General features: G+C 65.0%; 22 protein-coding genes. 6 read left to right on the top strand and 16 right to left on the bottom strand.

Going from position 1 to position 21,110, the window contains the following annotated elements:
* The first annotated feature begins 111 nt into the window (after positions 1-111).
* Together tpiA and L8G49_RS17310 are read left to right on the top strand one after the other, a co-directional pair.
* Positions 112-849 carry a triose-phosphate isomerase gene (gene tpiA / locus L8G49_RS17315; protein WP_242186975.1) on the top strand — a complete coding sequence of 246 codons (738 nt, stop codon included), beginning with the start codon at positions 112-114 and terminating at the stop codon, positions 847-849.
* A 15-nt stretch (positions 850-864) separates the two neighbouring features.
* Positions 865-1,506, top strand: a complete 642-nt coding sequence (locus L8G49_RS17310) for a GNAT family N-acetyltransferase (protein ID WP_242186973.1) — start codon at positions 865-867, stop codon at positions 1,504-1,506.
* A 9-nt stretch (positions 1,507-1,515) separates the two neighbouring features.
* Here the strand turns inward: L8G49_RS17310 and L8G49_RS17305 are convergent, their stop codons facing one another.
* The 4 genes from L8G49_RS17305 to rimO form a co-directional block, all read right to left on the bottom strand.
* Positions 1,516-1,908 (bottom strand): hypothetical protein, encoded by a 393-nt coding sequence (locus L8G49_RS17305; RefSeq protein WP_242186971.1) that lies wholly within the window; start codon positions 1,906-1,908, stop codon positions 1,516-1,518.
* A complete protein-coding gene (locus L8G49_RS17300) occupies positions 1,905-3,293 on the bottom strand; it encodes a leucyl aminopeptidase family protein (RefSeq protein ID WP_242186969.1) in 1,389 nt (462 codons plus the stop codon). The genes L8G49_RS17305 and L8G49_RS17300 overlap by 4 nt, the downstream gene beginning before the upstream one ends.
* A complete protein-coding gene (locus L8G49_RS17295; protein ID WP_242186967.1) occupies positions 3,290-4,693 on the bottom strand; it encodes a serine hydrolase domain-containing protein in 1,404 nt (467 codons plus the stop codon). The genes L8G49_RS17300 and L8G49_RS17295 overlap by 4 nt, the downstream gene beginning before the upstream one ends.
* A gap of 73 nt (positions 4,694-4,766) precedes the next feature.
* Positions 4,767-6,098: a 30S ribosomal protein S12 methylthiotransferase RimO gene (gene rimO / locus L8G49_RS17290; protein ID WP_242186966.1), complete on the bottom strand. Its 1,332-nt coding sequence runs from the start codon at positions 6,096-6,098 to the stop codon at positions 4,767-4,769.
* A gap of 123 nt (positions 6,099-6,221) precedes the next feature.
* On the opposite strand from rimO, the gene L8G49_RS17285 reads away from it, so the two are divergent.
* The 4 genes from L8G49_RS17285 (at position 6,222) to L8G49_RS17270 (ending at position 8,725) form a co-directional block, all read left to right on the top strand.
* A complete protein-coding gene (locus L8G49_RS17285; RefSeq protein ID WP_242186964.1) occupies positions 6,222-6,491 on the top strand; it encodes a GIY-YIG nuclease family protein in 270 nt (89 codons plus the stop codon).
* Positions 6,492-6,538: 47 nt separating this feature from the next.
* Positions 6,539-7,054: a DOMON-like domain-containing protein gene (locus tag L8G49_RS17280; protein WP_242186963.1), complete on the top strand. Its 516-nt coding sequence runs from the start codon at positions 6,539-6,541 to the stop codon at positions 7,052-7,054.
* Positions 7,055-7,199: 145 nt separating this feature from the next.
* Positions 7,200-8,396, top strand: coding sequence for a DUF1343 domain-containing protein (locus L8G49_RS17275; protein ID WP_242186962.1), 1,197 nt, complete (start codon positions 7,200-7,202; stop codon positions 8,394-8,396).
* A 170-nt stretch (positions 8,397-8,566) separates the two neighbouring features.
* A complete protein-coding gene (locus L8G49_RS17270) occupies positions 8,567-8,725 on the top strand; it encodes a hypothetical protein (RefSeq protein WP_242140046.1) in 159 nt (52 codons plus the stop codon).
* Positions 8,726-8,806: 81 nt separating this feature from the next.
* On the opposite strand, the gene L8G49_RS17265 is transcribed toward L8G49_RS17270, so the two are convergent.
* The 12 genes from L8G49_RS17265 to L8G49_RS17210 form a co-directional block, all read right to left on the bottom strand.
* Positions 8,807-9,985 (bottom strand): VWA domain-containing protein, encoded by a 1,179-nt coding sequence (locus L8G49_RS17265; protein ID WP_242186961.1) that lies wholly within the window; start codon positions 9,983-9,985, stop codon positions 8,807-8,809.
* A gap of 8 nt (positions 9,986-9,993) precedes the next feature.
* Positions 9,994-11,379, bottom strand: a complete 1,386-nt coding sequence (locus L8G49_RS17260) for a hypothetical protein (protein ID WP_242186960.1) — start codon at positions 11,377-11,379, stop codon at positions 9,994-9,996.
* A gap of 59 nt (positions 11,380-11,438) precedes the next feature.
* The gene (locus L8G49_RS17255) at positions 11,439-11,990 is read right to left on the bottom strand and encodes a CHAP domain-containing protein (RefSeq protein WP_242140188.1); all 552 of its coding nucleotides are present in this window, start codon (positions 11,988-11,990) and stop codon (positions 11,439-11,441) included.
* 121 nt (positions 11,991-12,111) lie between these two features.
* Positions 12,112-12,966 (bottom strand): MoxR family ATPase, encoded by an 855-nt coding sequence (locus L8G49_RS17250; protein ID WP_242186959.1) that lies wholly within the window; start codon positions 12,964-12,966, stop codon positions 12,112-12,114.
* 69 nt (positions 12,967-13,035) lie between these two features.
* Positions 13,036-13,680: a hypothetical protein gene (locus tag L8G49_RS17245; protein ID WP_242186958.1), complete on the bottom strand. Its 645-nt coding sequence runs from the start codon at positions 13,678-13,680 to the stop codon at positions 13,036-13,038.
* A gap of 293 nt (positions 13,681-13,973) precedes the next feature.
* Positions 13,974-14,876, bottom strand: coding sequence for a PAS domain-containing protein (locus L8G49_RS17240; RefSeq protein ID WP_242186957.1), 903 nt, complete (start codon positions 14,874-14,876; stop codon positions 13,974-13,976).
* Positions 14,877-15,145: 269 nt separating this feature from the next.
* On the bottom strand, positions 15,146-15,355 hold the full coding sequence (locus tag L8G49_RS17235) for a glycosyltransferase (RefSeq protein ID WP_242186956.1): 210 nt from the start codon (positions 15,353-15,355) through the stop codon (positions 15,146-15,148).
* Complete coding sequence (locus L8G49_RS17230; RefSeq protein ID WP_242186955.1) at positions 15,352-16,155, bottom strand: hypothetical protein; 804 nt, start codon at positions 16,153-16,155, stop codon at positions 15,352-15,354. The genes L8G49_RS17235 and L8G49_RS17230 overlap by 4 nt, the downstream gene beginning before the upstream one ends.
* Positions 16,145-18,172 (bottom strand): RNA polymerase sigma factor RpoD, encoded by a 2,028-nt coding sequence (rpoD, locus tag L8G49_RS17225; RefSeq protein ID WP_242186954.1) that lies wholly within the window; start codon positions 18,170-18,172, stop codon positions 16,145-16,147. The genes L8G49_RS17230 and rpoD overlap by 11 nt, the downstream gene beginning before the upstream one ends.
* Positions 18,172-20,055 (bottom strand): DNA primase, encoded by a 1,884-nt coding sequence (gene dnaG / locus L8G49_RS17220; protein WP_242186953.1) that lies wholly within the window; start codon positions 20,053-20,055, stop codon positions 18,172-18,174. The genes rpoD and dnaG overlap by 1 nt, the downstream gene beginning before the upstream one ends.
* The gene (locus L8G49_RS17215) at positions 20,052-20,495 is read right to left on the bottom strand and encodes a DUF559 domain-containing protein (protein ID WP_242186952.1); all 444 of its coding nucleotides are present in this window, start codon (positions 20,493-20,495) and stop codon (positions 20,052-20,054) included. The genes dnaG and L8G49_RS17215 overlap by 4 nt, the downstream gene beginning before the upstream one ends.
* Positions 20,496-20,551: 56 nt before the next feature.
* The gene (locus L8G49_RS17210; protein ID WP_242186951.1) at positions 20,552-21,019 is read right to left on the bottom strand and encodes a GatB/YqeY domain-containing protein; all 468 of its coding nucleotides are present in this window, start codon (positions 21,017-21,019) and stop codon (positions 20,552-20,554) included.
* Positions 21,020-21,110: the final 91 nt, after the last annotated feature.

The following is a 21,110-nucleotide window of genomic DNA, read 5'->3' as shown; positions in this document are numbered from 1 at the left end:
GTAAGGGACGAAGAGGGGTTGCTTTACGGGCAGGGCGGGGCGGCATCAAGCTTGTGCAGTGCGCATGCGGCGCTATCGCTGTGCCAAAGCGTAAAAAGGAGTGATGCTCAGATGGCGCGACGCAAGCTGGTGGCAGGTAATTGGAAGATGAACGGCAGCCATGCGGCGCTGGCCGAACTGGTCGCGATCGCGGCGGCGGCGGAAGCGGCGCCCGGGATCGACGTTTCGATCGCCTTGCCCGCCACGTTGATCGCCCCCGCGGTCGCGCGGGTTCCGGGGTTCGCGTTCGGCGGGCAGGACGTCCATGCGGCGGAAAGCGGGGCGCATACTGGGTGCCTGTCGGCAGCGATGCTGGTCGAGGCCGGCGCGCGCTTCACGATTGTCGGTCATAGCGAACGGCGCACCGACCAGGGCGAGACGAGCCAGGACGCCTGGGCCAAGGCGAGCGCGGCGCATCGGCATGGGCTCGGCGTGATCCTGTGTGTCGGGGAAACGGATGCCGAGCGCGACGCGGGGCGGGCGGCGCGGGTCGTCCAGGCCCAGATCGAGAAATCGGTACCGGACCTTGCCAACGGCGACTGGCTGACGATTGCCTATGAGCCGCGCTGGGCGATCGGCACCGGACGGACCCCGACGCTCGACGAGATCGGCGAAGTGCATGCGATTACCCGCGCCAAGCTGCGCACGCTGGTCGGCGATGCGGCAGACGGCATCCGGATCCTGTACGGCGGCTCGGTAACGGGAGCGAACGCTGCGTCTATCCTCGAAACCGAGGATGTCGACGGGGCGCTGATCGGCGGCGCCAGCCTGACCGCGGCGAAGTTCGTACCCATCATCGAAGCGGCCTAGGGACCGGGTCGCGGCATGGGATTGGCGCTCACCCCGCAGATGCTCGAGAATTGGGCAACGGCGCGCTCGATCGCGCGCCAGCTCCCGCTGCCGGTACAGGACCGGGGTGGCCTGCGCGTCGACACGGGAAGCGCCGACGAACGGTGTCGGTATGTGTTCCTGGAGGCCGACCGGGCGTTCGAGGCGGCGGCGCTGGCGATCACGGCGCCGTACGTGTTCCTCAAGGCCTGCACGGCGCCCGTCGAGGTTCTCGCCATCGTGCCGCCACGCTGGACACTCCAGTCGGTTGCCTGGGTCATGCTCCAGGATCCGCCATGCGACGATCCCGCACCCCGGCTTCCGGCCGGTTACATGCTCGGCGTAACGATGGCAGACGGGGTCGCATCGGCAACCGTCGTTAATTCCGCGGGGAGGCTGGCGGCGCGGGGCTATGGCTGCGCGTCGGGCGGCGTCTATTGTTACGACCGGATCAGGACCGAGGCAGCCCATGCCCGGCGGGGGCTGGGGCGCGCCATCATGCATGCGCTGGGCCGGGCGCAGCCGGACCCCGGCGCGTGCCGGATGCTGACCGCGACCGACGATGGGCGGGCCTTGTACGAGACGCTCGGGTGGCGGGTCGTTGCGCCCTATACGACCATCGGGATCCCGGGGGACTGACCGCCCCGCTCAGGCGGGGGGCGGGACCAGCCCGATCGCCTTCATCACGACAGCCTGCGCGATCATCGTGACCAGCCAGAACAGGGTGTCGCGGGTAATCCGCCCGGCGCGCGCTCCGCGATAACTCTGCGTGATCGCGACCACCGGCAGGACGAAGCCTGCCCAGATCACCACCGCGCTTCCCACCGCCATGATCCACGGCGCAGCCTTGGGCGGCGCGAGGATCAGCGCGCCCGCCAGGATCGATGCGAACCAGAACAGCCCGAGCGCCGCGATGACGAGCGTCGGGATCGTCAACGCCACAGCGCCTTTGTCGAACGTCGCACGATAGACCGCGCCCAGCAGCATCCCGATCGCGGTTGCGACAAGGATCGGCGCAAAGTTGATCAGGATGTAGATCATCCGGGAAACCGCGCCTTGAGCATTGCCCAGGCGGCGCGCAGTCCAAGCGCCTCACCGCCCTTGGGACGACCGGGCTTGCTGGCGGGGCGCCAGGCGAACGTATCGAAATGGGCCCAGGGCGTTCCCGCCGGCACGAACCGCCGCAGGAACAGCGCCGCCGTCACCGATCCTGCAAAACCGCCGTCCGGAGCGTTGACCATGTCGGCGATGTCGGAGGCCAGCATCTCGTCGTAGCCATCCCACAAGGGGAGCCGCCACAGCGGGTCGCCGGTCGCGATTCCCGCCGCCAGCAAGGCTTCGGCGAGGGTGTCGTCATTGGCGAAGGTGGCGGGCAGATCCGGGCCCAGCGCCACGCGCGCTGCGCCGGTCAGCGTCGCGAAATCGAGGATCAGCGAAGGCGATTCCTCACTGGCGCGCGTGATCGCGTCGGCGAGGACCAGCCGTCCCTCGGCATCGGTGTTGGTGTTCTCGACCGTCACGCCCTTGCGGGTGGCGAGCACGTCGCCCGGCCGGAAGGCGTTGCCGGCAATGCTGTTCTCGACCGCCGGGATCAGCAGGTGGAGCCGGACCGGCAGGCGCGTCGCCATGATCAGTTCGGCGAGCGCCAGCGCATGCGCCGCGCCGCCCATGTCCTTTTTCATCAGGCGCATGCCCGACGAAGGCTTGATGTCGAGCCCGCCCGAATCGAAGCACACGCCCTTTCCGATGACGGCGATGCGCGGGTGCGCCGGACTGCCCCATTCCAGCTCGATCAGGCGCGGCTCGCGGCCTTTCGCGGCGGCCTGGCCGACCGCATGGATCATCGGAAAGCCCTTTGCCAGCTGGTCGCCCTTGGTGACCGTCAACAACGCCTGGTGCGCCCTGGCGAGGGTCGCGGCCTCCGCCTCCAGGTCTGCCGGTCCCATGTCGGCAGCGGCGGTGTTGACGAGGTCGCGCACCTTGGCGACGGCGCGGGCGATGCGGATCGTTTCATCGATCCGCGCGGGTTCGCCGGTCAGCAGGACGCGGGCGCCGACGGGCGCGGGGTCCTTGCGGTAGCGATCGAAGCTATGTTGGGCGAGGCACCAGCCCAGCATCGCAGCCCCCGGTTCGCCATCGGCGAGACGGTAGCTGCCCGCGGGCAGCTGCGCGCCGAGCGAGGCGATCCGCCACGGCGAAAGATGGCTTTCGTTGCACACGAGCAGCATCGCCCAGTCCTCGACGCCGTCGCCAGGCAACACCGCGCGGTTGCCCGGCTTGCCGGTCAAACCGTGCGCGGCGACCGCGGTGCGGGTTCGCGGTGGCTGTGCAGATAGCCAGCTATCCCATTGATCTGGATGAACAACATGGATCGTACGGGCGCTCTGGCCGCGATCGGGTTGGAGACAGGTGGTAAAATCGATCATGGCTGGGTGGGGGTCACGAGCAATTGCTCGAGCTTTCCGTTGGGGCCGGGTTCGGCGTAGGTGCTGACCGACAAAACCGTGCCGGGATAGGTGACGCGGTACGAGCGATTGACGAAACCGCCGCGCAACCGCGGCTTGCCGGTCTGGACGAACGCGGTCGGGGTGCCGAGCGGCGCGAGGCTGATGCGATAATCGCTCAGCGTCGTCGGGGTGAAGTAGAAATTCGCGTCGTCCGTCAACAGGTTACGGTCGAGTGTTCCGACGCCGCGGAGCTGATCGAAGACGGTGCGCACGCGCCCGAGGGTCGCGGCATCGGCGGGATCGGTCGCGGCGGGGCTGAGCACGATCCCGGCGAGCTTCTGCGCGATCGTCTCATAGGCGTCGCTCGACCAGCTGTTGATCAGCACCACGATTGCGGCCTTTTGATCCGGATAGACGACGTTTTCCGACAGGAATCCGACCGCTTCGCCGCTATGTTCGATGAAACGACGCCCGTTTGCGCTGCCCGTGAAGACGCCCAGGCCATAGCCGTTGCTGCTCCCGTCGGCGAGCTTGACCGGCTTCTCCTGCGTCGCCCAATCCTCGGGCGCGAGCACCGCTCGATCCAACCGTGCAACGTCCCACGTCGCGAGCGCCCGCGCGCTCATCGCAAGCTCGCCCGCCGCATAGAGCCACCCGCGCGCCGGCGGCTGGACCGGTCGGAACGGACCGAGAGCGGCGCGGCCATAGCCTTGCGGAAAGCCCGGGCCGACCGCGAGATCCTGATCGTACACCGTGACGCCAAGCGGCGTGAAGATCCGCGCCTTGAGGAAATCGAGCAGCTTCTGCCCCGAGACCTTCTCGACGATCATCCCGGCGACGACATAGCCGGTGTTGGAATATTGCCACTGCGTGCCCGGCGTGAAATCGAGCGGCTTCTTCGCCCAGCGATCGACGATCTGCTGCGGCGCGACCGGGGTCGCCATCGCCTTGAAGCTGTAGTCCTGCGGCCAGTAATCCTGGAGCCCGGCGGTATGGCTGAGCAACTGGCGGATGGTGATCGTGTCGCCATCGGTGATGCCGGGGACGTATTTCGAGACGTGATCGTCGAGGCTCAGCTTGCCCTCGCGCTGCAGCAGCAGGATCGCGGCGGCGGTGAACTGTTTCGAGACGGATGCGATCTGATAGGGCGCGTCGTCGCGCGTCGCGCCGGTCTCGGCCTGTTTGCCATACGTCTTGGTGTAGACGATCTTCCCCCCGCGCACGATCGCGACCGAGGCCGAGGGGACGCCCGACTTGGTGAGCGCGTCGGTGACGGTCTTGTCGACCAGCGCGGTTTCCGCCGACGTCAGCGATTGCGCCAGGGCCGGGGCGGAGACGGACAGCAAGGCTGCCGCCAGACAATATCGGGAGAGCTTCACGAAGGCACGGTCCTCGAGCGATGGAACGACGATATGTCACCGTCCCGCCGCTGAAGGGAAGGGGGCGCTGCCCTCAAACGGTCGGGACGCCGTAAAGATCATGCTCGTCGGCATCTTCGATCTTAACCGCGACGATATCGCCCACAGACAGATGCCCGGCGTCGCGGAGAAAGACCTCGCCGTCGATCTCGGGCGCATCCGCCTTGGAGCGTCCGGTCGCGCCGCCTTCCTCGTCAACCGCATCGATGATGACGTCGAGCGTGCGGCCGACCTTGGCCTGGAGCTTGTCCGCCGAAATCCGCGCGGTGAGTTCCATCAGGCGGGCGTAGCGTTCTTCCTTGATTTCCTCGGGCACGTGGTTGGGCAGGTCGTTCGCCGCCGCGCCCTCGACCGGCTCGAACCGGAACGCGCCGACGCGGTCGAGCTGCGCTTCTTCCAGCCAGTCCATCAGATAGGCGAAATCGTCCTCGGTCTCGCCGGGGAAGCCGACGACGAAGGTCGAACGGATCGCGATGTCGGGCGCGATGGTGCGCCAGGTCTTGATCCGCTCGAGCACCTTGGTTTCGTTCGCCGGGCGCTTCATCAGCTTGAGCACGTTGCGGCTGGCATGTTGGAACGGGATGTCGAGATAGGGGAGGATCAGCCCCTCGGCCATCAGCGGGATGACCTGATCGACATGCGGATACGGGTAGACGTAATGCAGCCGCACCCAAGCGCCGAGCTTGCCGAGCTCGCGCGACAGGTCGGTCATGTGCGCGCGGACTTCCTGCCCGTGCCACATCCGCGGCTGGTGGCGGATGTCGACGCCGTAGGCCGACGTGTCCTGGCTGATCACGAGCAGTTCGCGCGTGCCCGCCTCGATCAATTTCTCGGCTTCGCGCAGGATTGCGTCTGGCCGACGGCTGACGAGGTCGCCGCGCAGGCTCGGGATGATACAGAAGGCGCAGCGGTGGTTGCAGCCCTCGGAGATCTTGAGATAGCTGTAATGCCGCGGGGTGAGCTTGAGCCCGCTTTCGGGGACGAGATTGAGGAATGCGCTCGGCGGCATCGGGGCGGCGGTGTGGACCGCGCCGACGACTTCTTCGTACTGATGCGCGCCGGTGACTGCGAGGATGCCGGGGAACTTCGCGCGGATCATCTCCGCTTCCTTGCCCATGCAGCCGGTGACGATGACGCGACCGTTCTCGGCGATCGCCTCGCCGATCGCCTCGAGTGATTCCTCCTTGGCGGAATCGAGGAAGCCGCACGTGTTGACCAGCACGACGTCCGCCCCCGCATAATCCGGGGACATGGCATAGCCATCGGAGCGCAGCTTGGTCAGGATCCGCTCGCTATCGACCAGATTCTTGGGACAGCCGAGCGAGACCATGCCGATCTTCGGCGGGGAGGGGAGTGTTGTTGCCATGGGAACGGCGGCATGTAGCGATCTTGGGGTGAATTTGCCAGTCTTCCCCTGCACCCTTCCCCGGCGAAGGCCGGGGCCCAGTCGAGGAACGATCGTGATGGACGGCCAGCCTATGTGTACATCATGGCGAGCCAGCGGAACGGTACGCTTTATATCGGATCGACCAACGCTCTGGCGCGCCGTGCATGGGAGCATCGCGAAGGCATCATTTCGGGGTTCACGAAGGAATATGGGTGCAAGCTGCTCGTCTGGTACGAGGTTCATGCCGTGGTGGAATCAGCGCGGTTGCGGGAGTATCAAATGAAGTCGTGGAAACGGGCGTGGAAAGTCCGCGAGATCGAAGGGTTCAACCCCGATTGGGAAGATTTGTACGACCGGATCGCGCAGCCATGACGGACACCGCTACTGGGCCCCGGCCTTCGCCGGGGAAGGAATATAGGTTGGTCGCGCATCCTGACAGGCCGCCCAGTGCGGTGCGATCGGTCAGCGTGGAAGTCCTTTGGGACGGCGACGAACTACTTCTGACGTTTAACGTCGAGGGCTTGGAGCACGTCGCGCTTCCCGACTGGGCTGCTCCCTCGCGCGCGGACGGCTTGTGGCAGACCACCTGCTGCGAGCTCTTCCTCGCGCCGGTCGGGTCGGACGCCTATTTCGAGTTCAACTATTCCCCGTCGTCGCAATGGGCGGCGTATCGGTTCGACTCCTACCGGGCGGGCGGTTGCGATCTAGCGGTGTCGGTCGCGCCGCAGGTCGGTCGCGAATCCGCCGATCTGGTCGGGGTTCGCCAGAACCGGCTCGACCTGCCGCCGGGCCCGCTCCAGATGAGCCTCACCGCGGTGATCGAGGAAACCGACGGCACCAAATCCTATTGGGCGCTCGCCCATGCCCCCGGGCCGCCCGATTTCCACAACCGCGCGACGTTTATCGCAACACTGCCAGCGCCAGCGCACCCTTGACCTGTTCTGCTTCCCCGGCGAAGGCCGGGGCCCAGTCGCGGGACGGTCGAACGCATCGCGCAGCGCGCGGTAACGACCACCTTCGCTATTGGGCCCCGGCCTTCGCCGGGGAAGCAAAACCAAGATGGTGCGGGGACCAGAACCCATGAACTTCGGTATCGATCGCCTCCTCGCCGACCCGGCGCTGCGCAAGCCGCTCGAGGGCAAGCGCGTTGCACTGCTCGCGCACCCCGCCTCGGTCACCGCCGACCTGACGCATTCGGTCGATGCGCTGATCGCGGTCGGGCTGAACGTCACCGCGATGTTCGGCCCGCAGCATGGCGTCCGCGGCGACCTGCAGGACAATATGATGGAGTCGCCCGACTTCACCGATCCGACCTACGGAATACCCGTCTTCAGCCTGTACGGCGAGGTGCGGCGGCCGACCGGCCAGTCGATGAGTACGTTCGACGTACTGCTGGTCGACCTGCAGGACCTCGGCACCCGGATCTACACTTTCATCACGACGCTGCGCTACGTCCTCGAAGCGGCGGCGGAACATGGCAAGACGGTGTGGGTGCTCGACCGGCCCAATCCGGTCGGCCGCCCGGTCGAGGGCCTGACGCTGCTGCCGGGCTGGGAAAGTTTCGTGGGCGCGGGACCAATGCCGATGCGCCACGGCCTGACGATGGGCGAACTGGGCCACTGGTTCATCGACCTGCTCAAGCTGGACGTCGACTATCACGTCGTGACGATGGACGGGTGGGACCCCGATGCCGCGCCCGGGTTCGGCTGGCCGGTCGAGCGGACGTGGGTCAACCCCAGTCCCAACGCTCCCAACGTGATGATGGCGCGCGCTTATCCGGGGACGGTAATGCTCGAGGGGACCGCGCTGTCGGAAGGACGCGGGACGACACGCCCGCTCGAACTGTTCGGTGCGCCCGACATTACGGCGCGCGGGGTGATCGCGGAAATGCGCCGGCGCGCGCCGGACTGGCTGGAGGGATGTCGCCTGCGCGAGATCTGGTTCGAGCCGACCTTCCACAAGCACGTCCACCAGCTGTGCAGCGGCGTGCAGATCCATGCCGAAGGCCCAAGTTACGGTCACGCCGCGTTCAAGCCGTGGCGGTTGCAGGCACTCGCCTTCAAGGCGATCCGCGCGCTCTATCCGGACTATCCCTTGTGGCGCGATTTTCCGTATGAATATGCCTTCGGCAAACTGCCCATCGACGTGATCAACGGTGGTCCGGGGCTGCGCGAATGGGTCGATGACGCGGACTCGGAGCCTGGTGATCTCGATGCAATCGCCATAAAGGACGAAGCCGCCTGGGCTGAACTGCGTCTACGCTTTTTGTTGTATTGACCCAACACCGAAAGAATCTGTCCAATACTGTTCCGTTGGTCGCAATTGCGTAACGACTCGCGGATAAGCTCTTTGTGAACGGTGGTGCGACCCAGCAGCTTCGGTCATGAACAATTCAGGTGATTCGCGGCGGCTGGGGGGTTGTCGGATCGCATCGGAGGGTGGGACACGTGGAATCGGACCGTCTGTTTTACATGCGCCGGGTTACGGCGGAACGACTGGCAGCAGCCCGCGCGGTGACGGCGGAAGCGCGCGAGCGTCGAATGGTGCTGGTGCAGTCCTATCTCGACAAGTTGCAGGCGCTTTCGCCCGACCTGACCGTCGCCTGACCTGACCGTCGCCCGACCTGACCGTCGCCTGACCTGACCGTCGCCCGACCTGACTGTCGCCTGACCTGACCGTCGCCTGACCTAGCGTTTGCGGGTCAGCTCCCGCATCGCTTCGTCCAGCCCGGCGAGCGTCAGCGGATACATGCGATCACTCATCAGCTCGCGCAGGATTCGCACGCTCTGCGAATAGCCCCATTGCTGTTCCGGGATCGGATTGAGCCATACGGCAGCGGGGTAGGTGGTCGTCAGCCGGTGCATCCAGACCGCGCCTGACTCGTCGTTGAAATGCTCGACCGATCCGCCGGGATGGCTGATTTCATAAGGGCTCATCGACGCGTCGCCGACGAAGACCAGTTTGTAATCGTGCCCGAACTTGTGGAGCACATCCCACATCGGCGTGCGCTCTGAAAAGCGGCGCGTATTGTCCTTCCAAACGCCTTCATACGGGCAATTGTGGAAGTAGAAAAATTCGAGGTTCTTGAACTCGGTCGTCGCCGCCGAGAACAGCTCCTCGCACAGCTTGACCCATGGATCCATCGAGCCCCCGACGTCGAGGAACAGCAGCAGCTTGACCGCATTGCGGCGTTCGGCACGCATGACCACGTCAAGCCAGCCCTGTCGTGCGGTCCCGTCGATGGTCGCATCGATGTCCAACTCATCCGCTGCGCCCTCGCGCGCGAACTTGCGCAGGCGGCGGAGCGCGACCTTGATGTTGCGAGTGCCGAGCTCGCGCGTATTGTCGAGGTTGCGGAACTCGCGCTGGTCCCACACCTTCAGCGCGCGTTGGTGCACGCTTTCGCCACCGATGCGGACGCCTTCGGGATTGTAGCCGCTATTGCCATAAGGCGACGTGCCGCCGGTCCCGACCCACTTGTTGCCGCCCTGATGGCGCTCCTGCTGCTCGTCGAGCCGCTTCTTCAGCGTTTCCATGATCTCGTCCCAGGAACCGAGCGATTTGATCGCTTCCATCTCTTCGGAGCTGAGAAACTTCTCCGCGACGGCGCGCAGCCAGTCTTCGGGGATGTCGGCGCTGGTCTGGCCGAAAGTGGTCGCGATTCCCTTGAAGACCTTGGAAAAGACCTGGTCGAACCGGTCCAGCAGGCCTTCGTCCTTCACGTAGACGGCACGCGAGAGATAATAAAAATCCTCGGGGGTGCGCGCGATGACCTCGGCGTCGAGTGCCTCCAGCAGGAGCAGATGCTCCTTCAGGCTGGCGGGAATGCCTGCGGCGCGGAGCTCGTCGAGGAAGTTGAGGAACATGCCCTATGCTAGGGCCGGCGCTGATACAGTGTCCAGTGGGTTCCGGACAGGCCGTGTGCGTAGGCACCGGCAATCGCGTCGAATGTGGCACCACAGCGTTGCGGTGCAACGGGCATTTCCTCTCCCTTGAAGCGATCGACGAACAGGAATTGCGCCGGCCTGCACCCGCCTTGCACGATGTCGACCGGATACCGCAGATGTGCCGCCGCGAATTCGAGCATGGCGAGACCGGTCGCGCGATCCAGCAGCACGGTGGCGCCGGCCGGGCTACGCGTCCGCATCGCGATGACCGCAGGATCGGGGTCGCCGCGCTGGTTATGGATCAGATCGGCATCCTGCCACAGCCCCCCCGCCAGGACCCCGGCGAGCAGCGTTCCCGAAAGCCAGCGGCGCGATCCGCCGCGTGCGATCCCGGTGGCGGTGGTTTCGGCGATGAGCAGCAACAGGGCGATGGCCGCCAGCATATAATAGCGCGGGTGACCGGTGTTCCCGACATGCAGGATTGCGAGCGACATCGGAAAGGCGACGATCGCCAGCGCGTAGAAGGGGATGTTTCGTACCCCGGCATATCGGGAAAGGAGGACGAGGATCAGCACGGGTGGGATCAGCCAGACCGAAACCACCGGCCAGCCGACGGTATAGCCCAGCATTTCGATGGTGCCGTGCAGGAACAGCAAGATCCCGAACGGCATGTAGCTGCCGATCTGGAAACCGGTCGGACTGGCCCAGGCCGCGCCCGCCACCATCCCGATCACGGCCAGTAGCGCGACCATCGGCGCAGCAAAGAGATGGACCGTCCGTCGCGCGGCGGCGAGCGGATCGGTACGGCGCAGAAGCGTCAGATAGACCCAGCCGATCAGCGCGGCGCAGCCAAAGGCCATGGTCAGCTGCGACAGCGTCCCCAGCAGGAAACACAGCACCAATCGCAAGCGGATGCCGTCGTCGAACCCGGACGTCAGCCAGCGATCGATCAGCAGAATCGCGGTGAGCAGGGCGAGCGTCATCCCAGCGTAACCGCGTGCCTCCGATCCCATCGTCACCATCATCGGCGAAACCGCGAAGAGGATCGCCGCGATCAGCGCCATGTGCCGGTCGCGCTGGCGGAAGATTTCCGCTGTGACGGCAATACCGATGGTGCCGGTCACGATCGATAGCGCGCGCTGCAGGACCGGCGCGGCCGTGGACCCGACGCATTGCAGCCAGAGCGAATTCAGGTGGTGATTGTTGTCATGGTTGATGTTGAGGAAAACGCCGAGCGGGGTATGCGCCTGCCGCGCCAGTTCGGCGGACCAGGCCTCGTCCAGCCACAGGCCGCCCTGCGCCGCCGCAATCCGCAGGCCAAGGCCGAGCAGCACGATCGCACGGACAAGGTAGGAATAGCGCCGATCAACCACGTGAAGTCCCCGTTCGGAACGGGTCTTAGCGACGATGGTTTACCCGATCGTTAAGCATCTCAATGCACGTAGGAATCGATCAACGCGCCGACATAGTCCGGGCTGCGACCGGTCAGTTCCGTCGCGGTTCGCGCCTTGGCGCCGTGCGCCGCTGGCGTGCCGTAGATGAACCCGTAGGTCGGAAAGACCGATCCGCCGAGGCCGGCACTGTCCCGGAACCAGACCTTGACCTCGCTCCAGTCATTGTCGGGCGACACGTCGGTCAGCGTGACGTCCTGCTCGGCATGGCCGCGTTCGCCGTTCATGCGCGACCAATTGGCATGGGTCACCATTGCCACGCGGGAGTCGACGACCCGGCTGATGACGGCAACGTGGCCGAGCGGCAGGCGGCTGGTCCGCGCAAAGACCAGCACCGCACCAGGTTTGGGGAATTCGCCGCGGCGATACCGACCTTCGGCCTGGCCCCACCAGGTCCATGCATCGCCGAACAGCTGGATGCCCGAAGCGGCGCGGGCGAACGGAACGCATTGCCCGACATAGTCGAGCAGCGACGACGCGACCGCCGGTGCCGTCACGAGGAGCGCACTCAACGCCATGATCGTCCATCGCATTTCGCGCATTTCGTATCCCGTCGGACACAGCCCGATGACCGACCTAGCGTCAAATGGTTAACAAGTCGTTACCAAATCACGCGACGACGGCCTGCGCCACCAGCCGGCGGGCGGACCGACGTCAGCCCTTGTTCTGCTGTCGCTTCGCCATGAAGGCGAGCCGTTCGAACAGCATCACGTCCTGTTCGTTCTTGAGCAGGGCACCGTGGAGCGGCGGGATCGCCTTGGTCGGGTCGCGGTTCTGCAGCACGTCGAGCGGCATGTCCTCGTGCAGCAGCAACTTGAGCCAATCGAGCAATTCACTCGTGCTCGGCTTCTTCTTCAGGCCCGGAACGTCCCGGACATCGTAGAAGATGTCCATTGCGCGGTTGACGAGAATCTTCTGGATGCCGGGGAAGTGGACGTCGACGATCGCCTGCATCGTGTCGCGATCGGGAAACTTGATGTAGTGGAAGAAGCAGCGGCGCAGGAAGGCGTCGGGCAGTTCCTTCTCGTTGTTCGACGTGATGATGACGATCGGGCGCTCGACCGCGCGCACGGTCTCACGGGTTTCATAGACGTGAAATTCCATCCGATCGAGTTCCTGCAACAGATCGTTGGGAAATTCGATGTCGGCCTTGTCGATCTCGTCGATCAGCAGCACCGGTGGCTTGGGTCGGGTAAACGCTTCCCACAATTTGCCGCGGCGGATGTAATTGCCGATGTCGTGGACGCGTTCGTCACCCAGCTGACCGTCGCGCAACCGGGCGACCGCGTCATATTCGTACAGGCCCTGCTGGGCCTTGGTGGTGGACTTGATGTTCCACTCGATCAACTCGGCGTCGAGCGCCTTGGCGATCTCATAGGCGAGCACGGTCTTGCCGGTGCCGGGTTCGCCCTTGACCAACAGCGGACGGCGGAGCGTGACGGCGGCGTTGACCGCGACTTTCAGATCGTTGGTGGCGACATAGCCTTGTGTGCCTTCGAAACGCTTCATCGCGGCAACCTCGTTCTTTTGAATTCCGGGTACGGCGATAGAGGGAAAGAGCAGGGGAGCGCAAGCGCGCTAGTGGTGGTTGCGCGCGATCGCCCGGGCCTCGAGCAGGTCGAGCAGGCCGCGGTGCTGAGCGAACGCCTGTTGCGCGCCGAACCGCATGGCGCGGAGGATTGCCGGCGTGGCACCGGCGGCGGCGGCGATACGGACGATCTCGACTTCGTCCGGAAGCGCCGGGTCGGGCGTGTCCACGCTGAAGCGATCGGCGGCGGCGTCGAGGATGGCGCGGAATGCCTGCCAGTCGATCAGTAGCGCGACAGCCGCGCCCGTTGCGCAACCCGTTCGTTCCGAGCTTGCGAGCATGTCGAAGGCGTGACGCATCGCCGCGAAGGCAGCATCGCTTTCGGCTTGCCCGGCCGTCGAGGGGAGGGGGCCGACCGCGGCGGTGAGAGCGGCGATATAGGCGCGCTCTCGCGCAAAACCGCCGGCGGCCGGCTCCAACCAGCGTTGGTCCAGGTCGGGGACTGCACGGTAGCCGGCCTTTTCGAACAGGTCGGCATGCCGGCCATGCACCGCGCACAGCGCATGGACGGCATCGGCCAGATCGCGCCCGGGTGCTGCCGGATGGGTCAGTTGCGCAACCCACGGGTGGCGCGCACATCCGTCGCTTGCGGCAAGCGTTGCGATCGAGCTTGCACCGTCTCCTGCGCGCTGCATGTCTGTCGCCACGATTGCCATGATTTTTATACTGTCCTCTGATCCGTTGGGCCGACTTTGGGCCTGCACCCGCGAATTGGTCGTTCAAAGACTACACTGATGGGCGTAAAGAGTTGGTTTAGAAAAGCTTCGGCGCGGCAACTAGGACTTTGATCGCTGGTCTGCCAGCGTCGCATCGCGAACCTGCGGCAGGATAAACTTCTTTCGATCACTGCTACAAATCGTCTTTAAACAACAGCATGCCTAGTATTCCACATAGTTTCCCCCCGTTCGTCGATCGATGAGCCGATGATTTATCGCGCCCGGACGAGCGCCGCGACGTTTTGAACGAGACCGCCCTGCCAGATCGGTGCCAGTCCAACGGAGATCGCCAGCGTCTCTCCCCGTTTCCGGACCAGTTCCGCGTCGAACGTTTCGGGATGACGGCCGGTCAGCACCCGGGCGATGGCAGTATCCATCACGTTCGCCCGCGGGGTCGCGATCATTCCGGACAGTTGCGTCCCGATCAATTGGTCGCGCGGACGACCAAGCAGCGCGATGGCGGCCTCGGTGGGATCCTGTAGAAGACCATGACGGTCGATGATCAGCAAAGCGACATTGCGGACCGCCACCATCGCATCACTTGCCGCTGCCGCCGTGGCCGCAAGTCGCGCATGCTCCTGCGCCGCGGTCTCGTCGGCTCCGACTAGCGCGACTCCGTCTCCGGCCGGGAGAAGCGTGCACGCCAGCATCCGCGCGGCCCGCGTACCGGAAGCCAGCGAGAAGCGCGATTCGCTACCGGTCGCGATCACGCGCCGGATCGCGTCGTCGAACTGTTTGTCCGGTACGGACGCGGCAATCGCAGTGATCGGCTGCCCGACACCCGCCCTGGCCCCGAAATGGAGCCGCGCCGTTCGGCTGGAGCCGAGAATGCGTCCCGCTCCGTCGGCGAGCAGCACGATGTCGCTGACCGCATCGAACACCGGCGCCCAGTCGACGGCGGGCGCTTCCCGCTCCTTGCCAGGTACGCAGAGCGCCTCCAGCGTTTCGATCGCCAGCAGAACGAGCTTGGGGCGTCCATGTTGGAGGACATAGACTGGATTGCGAGCGGCGCGCGCCTGCCACAGACCAAAATGCCGCACCAAATTGGAGCAAGTTACGACATTGTCGGCAAGCGGGGTTAGTGACGGAATGGACGGGTCACGCGGGATCGTCATGCACGTCTGATCGCGCAAACCTGCGATTCAAGCCATGCGATGCCGCCAAAACGGATGCATTTCCGGCAGGAGCGGGGAGCGGGTCACGACTGTCGTCCGACCACCGGGTAAGGTCGGGAACGACAGTATCTTGCGGCAGCGACGAGGGCGCTGCCGCAGCGATCCGGCGCTGAAGGCATCGTCAGCTCGGGGCGGAGCGCAGGTACGGCAACACTCGAAAGCGTCGGGCTACTCTGCGCCCTCGCGATCCCGCACTTGCGCAGGCAGGATCACGCTACCGGGAGCAGCACCGCTGCCGTCCGGTCGGCAAAGCCGCTGTTCGTCAGGCGGGTGGTTGCCGTGCGGCGGCCGGCCTCGCCCATTTGCTGGGCAAGCTCGGGCTGGTCCGCCAATCGGCGGATCGCGGCCCGCATGGCGGTGGCGTCGCCCAGCGGCACGGCGATCCCCTCGACGCCGTCGGTAAGATAATCGGTGATCACATCGGCATCGGAAAAGATATGGGGCCGCCCAGCGCCATTCCGGCAACCGCAGTGATATGCCCGGCACCGCGCGATGAATCGTTCAGCGGGATGACGTTGGCGAGGGATCCGCGAATGATGCCGAGGCACTGATCGAACGGCAGCGATTCGTAGGCAATGATCTCTGCGTCGACGGACGGCAGCGGTTGCGCGCAACCTACGAACACGCCGGCGATGCCGGTACCGTCAAGCGCGCGGGCGACGGTGGCAAAATCACGATTGTTGCGACCGACCACCGCCACATAAGGGCGGTTCGGCAGCGCGCATTCCGGAGCGGCTACGTCCGGAAGGTCGAAGCCCCACGGTACGACCGTAAAACGGCCAGCATCGAGCCGATGCAGGTGCAGGAACTGGCTCACTTCGGGCGTCGAGTGCACGATGAACAGATCGACCCGACCAAAGATCCGATTGATCACATGATCGAGCGGCGCAACGCCACTGCGAAAGGGCCGCCGGGAAAGGTTCATCCCGGCGATCGCCAATCTTCCGCGGGCACGACGGACAATGGCCGCAAACGCCATCGCGAAGCCGATACTATAGTCGCTGGCAGCGGTCAGTTCATATTGGGCAATGTCATGACATGCCCGAAACGCCCGCAATGCCTGAACCGGACTGCTGCCTGCCATTACATGGCGATGCGTCACCGCATATCCGCGTTCGATGAGCTTGTTACTGATGTGCCAAGGTCCGGCCCGCTCCCCCAGCGGGCCAATGGCAAGTAAAAGAGCCCGGGGTGCTGTTGCGACCGGTCTACTGATCAAGGAAACTCCGCATTTTGCGACTCCGCGATGGATGCTTCAGCTTGCGTAGCGCTTTTGCTTCGATTTGGCGAATACGTTCGCGCGTGACCGAGAATTGCTGGCCGACCTCTTCGAGCGTGTGATCGGTGTTCATCCCGATCCCGAAGCGCATCCGCAGCACGCGCTCCTCGCGCGGGGTGAGCGATGCAAGCACCCGCGTGACGGTTTCCTTGAGGTTCGCCTGGATCGCGGCATCCACCGGGATGATCGCGTTCTTGTCCTCGATGAAATCGCCGAGGTGGCTATCCTCCTCGTCGCCGATCGGGGTTTCGAGGCTGATCGGCTCCTTGGCGATCTTCATCACCTTGCGGACCTTCTCGAGCGGCATCGACAGACGCTCGGCCATTTCCTCGGGCGTGGGCTCGCGGCCCTGCTCGTGGAGGAACTGGCGGCTGGTGCGCACCAGCTTGTTGATCGTCTCGATCATGTGGACCGGGATACGGATCGTCCGCGCCTGATCCGCGATCGAGCGCGTGATTGCCTGACGGATCCACCAGGTCGCATAGGTCGAGAACTTGTAGCCTCGGCGATATTCGAACTTGTCGACCGCCTTCATCAGACCGATGTTGCCTTCCTGGATGAGATCCAGGAACTGCAGACCGCGGTTGGTGTACTTCTTGGCGATCGAAATGACGAGCCGCAGGTTGGCCTCGACCATTTCCTTCTTGGCGATGCGCGCCTCGCGCTCGCCCTTCTGGACCATGTTGACGATGCGGCGGAATTCGCCGAGCGCCATGCCGGTCGCCTGGCTGATCTCGCTGATTTCGACGCGGATGCGATCGACCGCTTCGCCCTCGTTGGTGACGAACGCCGTCCACTTCTTGTCGAGCTTGGCGACGCTCGGCAGGAACTGCTCGTCGAGTTCATGCCCGATATAGCGGTCGAGGAAGTCCTTGCGCGGCACCTTGTGGCGCTCGGCGAGGCGCAGCATTTGGCCACCAAGCGCGGTCAGGCGACGGTTGAAGGCATAGAGCTGGTCGACCAGATATTCGATCTTGGCGTTGTGGAACTGGACGCTCTCGACTTCGGCGGTCAGCTCCTCGCGGAGCTTGTGATACTTCTTCTCGTCGCCGGTCGACAACTCGCCGCCGCCCGCCATCGCGTCGAGACGCGCCTGCTGGATCTTGGAGAACTTCTTGTAGAGCGCGGTGATGTTGGCGAAACGCTCGAGCGCGATCGGCTTGAGCTGCTCTTCCATCTGCGCGAGGCTGAGGGTGTTGTCTTCCTCTTCGTCGTCCGAAGCGCGCGGGGTGCGGCGCTCGCCGTCCTCGTCATCGTCGACCGACGGTTCCTCGGGCTCGGCTTCTTCCTTGAACGAGGGGCCGGCGTTCTTTTCCGAAATCTCGCCGTCGCCATCCTCGGCTTCGGCCATCGCTTCCGGCGCGGGGTCCTTCGACAGCATCGCGTCGAGATCCATGATCTCACGCAGCTGCATCGTGCCTTCGTTGAGCGCGGTCGACCAGTCGATGATCGCGTTGAAGGTGATCGGCGATTCGCAAAGGCCGAGGATCATCGTGTCGCGACCGGCTTCGATCCGCTTGGCGATGGCGATTTCGCCCTCACGGCTCAGGAGCTCGACCGCGCCCATCTCACGCAGATACATGCGGACGGGATCGTCGGTGCGGTCGACGATTTCCTTCTTCTTGACGTCGAGCGCGGGGCCAGCGTCCTCGGACGCGTCTACCGGCTCCGCATCATCATCGTCCTCGGCCTTGGCCGGCTCGTCGCCGTCCTCGCCCTGCTCGTCATTCTCGACGATGTTGATGCCCATCTCGCTGAGCGCGGCGCTGATGTCCTCGATCTGGTCGGACGACATCTCGCCCTGCGGCAACGCTTCGTTGAGCTGCTCATAGGTGATGTACCCGCGCTTCTTGGCGCGAGCGATGACCTTCTTGATCGAAGCATCGTTCAAATCGATCAGCGGTGCGTCGCTCGACTCGGTCGTATCCGCAACGTCCGCCATATCCGTCTTCGCCATCAACTGCCCTCGGTCATAAAGCTTCTTGCGTCTTCGTTCGACTGCACCAGATTTGCAAGCCGCGCGTCGAGCGTCTGTTTTTCCTTCACCAACGCCACCTGGCGGGCAAAGGCCTCATCCGAATAGTCCGACTGCATGGCAGCGGTCGCCTCAGCCAGCGCGGCGTCGACTTCGGGTCGCGCCACCAGGATCGCGATCGCCTCATCGAGGTCCTCGCGCGCCCGGGCCGGCTCGGCATCCTTCTGCGTGAACGAACACGACAATCGGTCGGGTCGCAGCAGATCATGCGCGATACTGTCAAATCCGGATGAAGCCAATATGGTGAGCAACCGGTCACTATCAAGCACATGGTCTTCGACCGCGAGATCGACGACTGCCTCGAAGAGCCGCCCGAGTGCGTCGTCGCCCAGTTTGAGGCTCCCAAGCACTTCCATATGGCGCGCAATTTCCGCTGGATGGCGGATCAGTCCGGCGAGCACCGCCTTGGCGAGGATCGGGTCGATCCCGCGCGTGCGTACCGATTTGACACCCTCTCCGACGGGAAAATGAGGCGCTTTATACGGTTTGCCGGGCTTGCCGCGCTGGAACGGCTGGAACGGCGCGCGCGGTTCGAACGCCTTGCGTTGCGGGCGAAAGGCTTCGTCGAAGCGGGTGCGGAATTCGGCCTGATATTCGTGCGCGACGTTGCTGTCGGCGATCGTCTTGGCAAGATCGGCGAGCCGCGCCTTGAGGCCGGCCTTCTGCTCGGGCGTGTCGCGCGGCTCGGCGGAGAGCTCGCTTTTCCACAAGCGGTCGACCAGCGGTTCGGTCTGCTGGAGCAACGCCTCGAACGCGCCCGGCCCCTTGGCGCGGACCAGATCGTCCGGATCCTGGCCCGCGGGCAGGGTGACGAAGGCAAGGCTGCGCCCGGGCTGGAGCAGCGGGAGAGCGCGGTGGGCTGCACGGAGCGCGGCCTTCTGTCCCGCGCTGTCACCGTCGAAGCACAGGATCGGGACTTCGCACAATCGCCACAGCCGCTCCAATTGCGGCTCGGTCAGCGCGGTGCCGAGCGGGGCGACCGCCTCGCCGAACCCCGCCTGCGCGAGCGCGATCACGTCCATATAGCCCTCGACCACCAGCACGCGCCCCGTCTTGCGCGAGGCGGGCGCGGCGCGATCGAGATTGTAGAGCGTGCGGCCCTTGTCGAACAACGGGGTTTCGGGGGAATTGAGGTATTTGGGTTCGCCGTCGCCGATAATGCGGCCGCCGAACGCAATCGTCCGCCCGCGCGGATCGCGGATCGGGATCATCAGGCGGCCGCGGAAGCGATCGTACGGGACCTTGTCGTCGACCTTGATCAGCAACCCGGCCTCGATCAGCAGCGGGTCGCCATAATCCTTGAGCGCGGTCTTGAGCCCGCCGCGCGAATCGGGCGAGAAGCCGAGCCCGAAGGTCCGCGCGGTCTCGGGCTTGATCCCGCGCTTGGCGAGCACCCCGCGCGCGGTCGCGCCGGCGAGGCCGTCGAGCTGCTCGGTGAACCAGGTTGCGGCGTCGCTACACGCTTCGTGAAGGCCCTTGGCGGCTTCCGCTTTCTCCGCGGCGCGCGGGTCCATCGCGGGGAGTTCCATGCCAGCGGTCTGCGCGAGTTCCTTGACCGCATCCATGAACGGCAGCCCGCGCTGCTCGGTCATCCAGCGGATCGCGTCGCCATGCGCCGAGCAGCCGAAGCAGTGGTAGAAGCCCTTGTCGTCGTTGACGTAGAACGACGGGGTCTTTTCGTTGTGGAACGGGCAGCACGCACGCCACTCGCGGCCTGCCTTCTGAAGCTTGGTGGTCTTGCCGATCAGGCCGGACAGGAGGGTGCGGCTGCGGAGTTCGTCGAGGAATTGGGGGGAGAGGGTCACGGCTTCACAGTTCCCGTATTGCGCGCCGATTGCTCCGCGTGCTCCCCTCCCGCTCGCGGGAGGGGGTAGGGGGTGGGCACGCGCTCTCCACCAAGCGCAGCGTCAGCAATCGTTTCCAAGACGCCCGTCATGTTCGAAGTCAGATCGTTGTTCCAAAACCGGAGGACGCGATACCCGGCACGTTCGATCGCGCTGGTTCGCGCGGCATCATACGCCACGGCATCGCCATGCTGGCTGCCGTCAAGTTCGACCGCCAATATATGCTCGCGACACGCAAAATCCACGATGTAGCCGGCGATCGGCATCTGACGAGTGAACTTCAGACCGAACAGGCGACGGCCTTTCAGCTGTCGCCAGAGCAGTTGCTCGTGCAGCGTGGCTTCGTTGCGGAGCGCCTTCGCCGCCGCAGTCGGCCGGCCCAGTTTGAACCGCGCGCCCACCCCTCGGTCCCCTCCCGCGAGCGGGAGGGGAGGAAGAAGGGCGTCGCCCTCGTCCATTACGCCAGCGCAGCCTTCACCGCAGCACTCGCCTTGCTCATGTCGATCTCGCTCGCGTGGCGCGCCTTCAGCTCCGCCATCACGCGGCCCATGTCCTTCATGCCCGTAGCGCCAAGATCGGTCTTGATCGCCTCGATCGCCGCAGCGGTCTGCGCTTCGTCGAGCTGCGCGGGCAGGAACTGCTCGATCACCGCAATTTCCGCGCCTTCCGCATCGGCCAGTTCCTGGCGTCCGCCCTTCACGTACATGTCGATCGACTCGCGACGCTGCTTGATCATCTTCTGCAGCACCTCGACCACGAGCACATTGTCGTCGTCCGGCGCCTTGCCCTCGCGCGACTGCGGCGCGCGTGCCTCGATGTCGCGATTCTTGATCGACGACTGCACCAGCCGGAGGGTCGCGGTGCCAGCCTTGTCGCCGCCCTTCATCGCGGTGATGAGTGCAGCCTTGATGTCGTCTCGAATCATGTGTCGTCCTTTTGCTGGGGCAGGAGGGTAGCGGGTTTATCCGATTGACGCACTGCCCATCCCCCTCTAGCTCCCGGCGCTTAGCGACATC

This window comes from Sphingomonas sp. CARO-RG-8B-R24-01, assembly GCF_022662295.1.
In the GTDB taxonomy this organism is placed as follows: domain Bacteria; phylum Pseudomonadota; class Alphaproteobacteria; order Sphingomonadales; family Sphingomonadaceae; genus Sphingomonas.
Note: the sequence above shows the minus strand (reverse complement) of the source record. Positions and strands in the feature narration are given on the sequence as shown.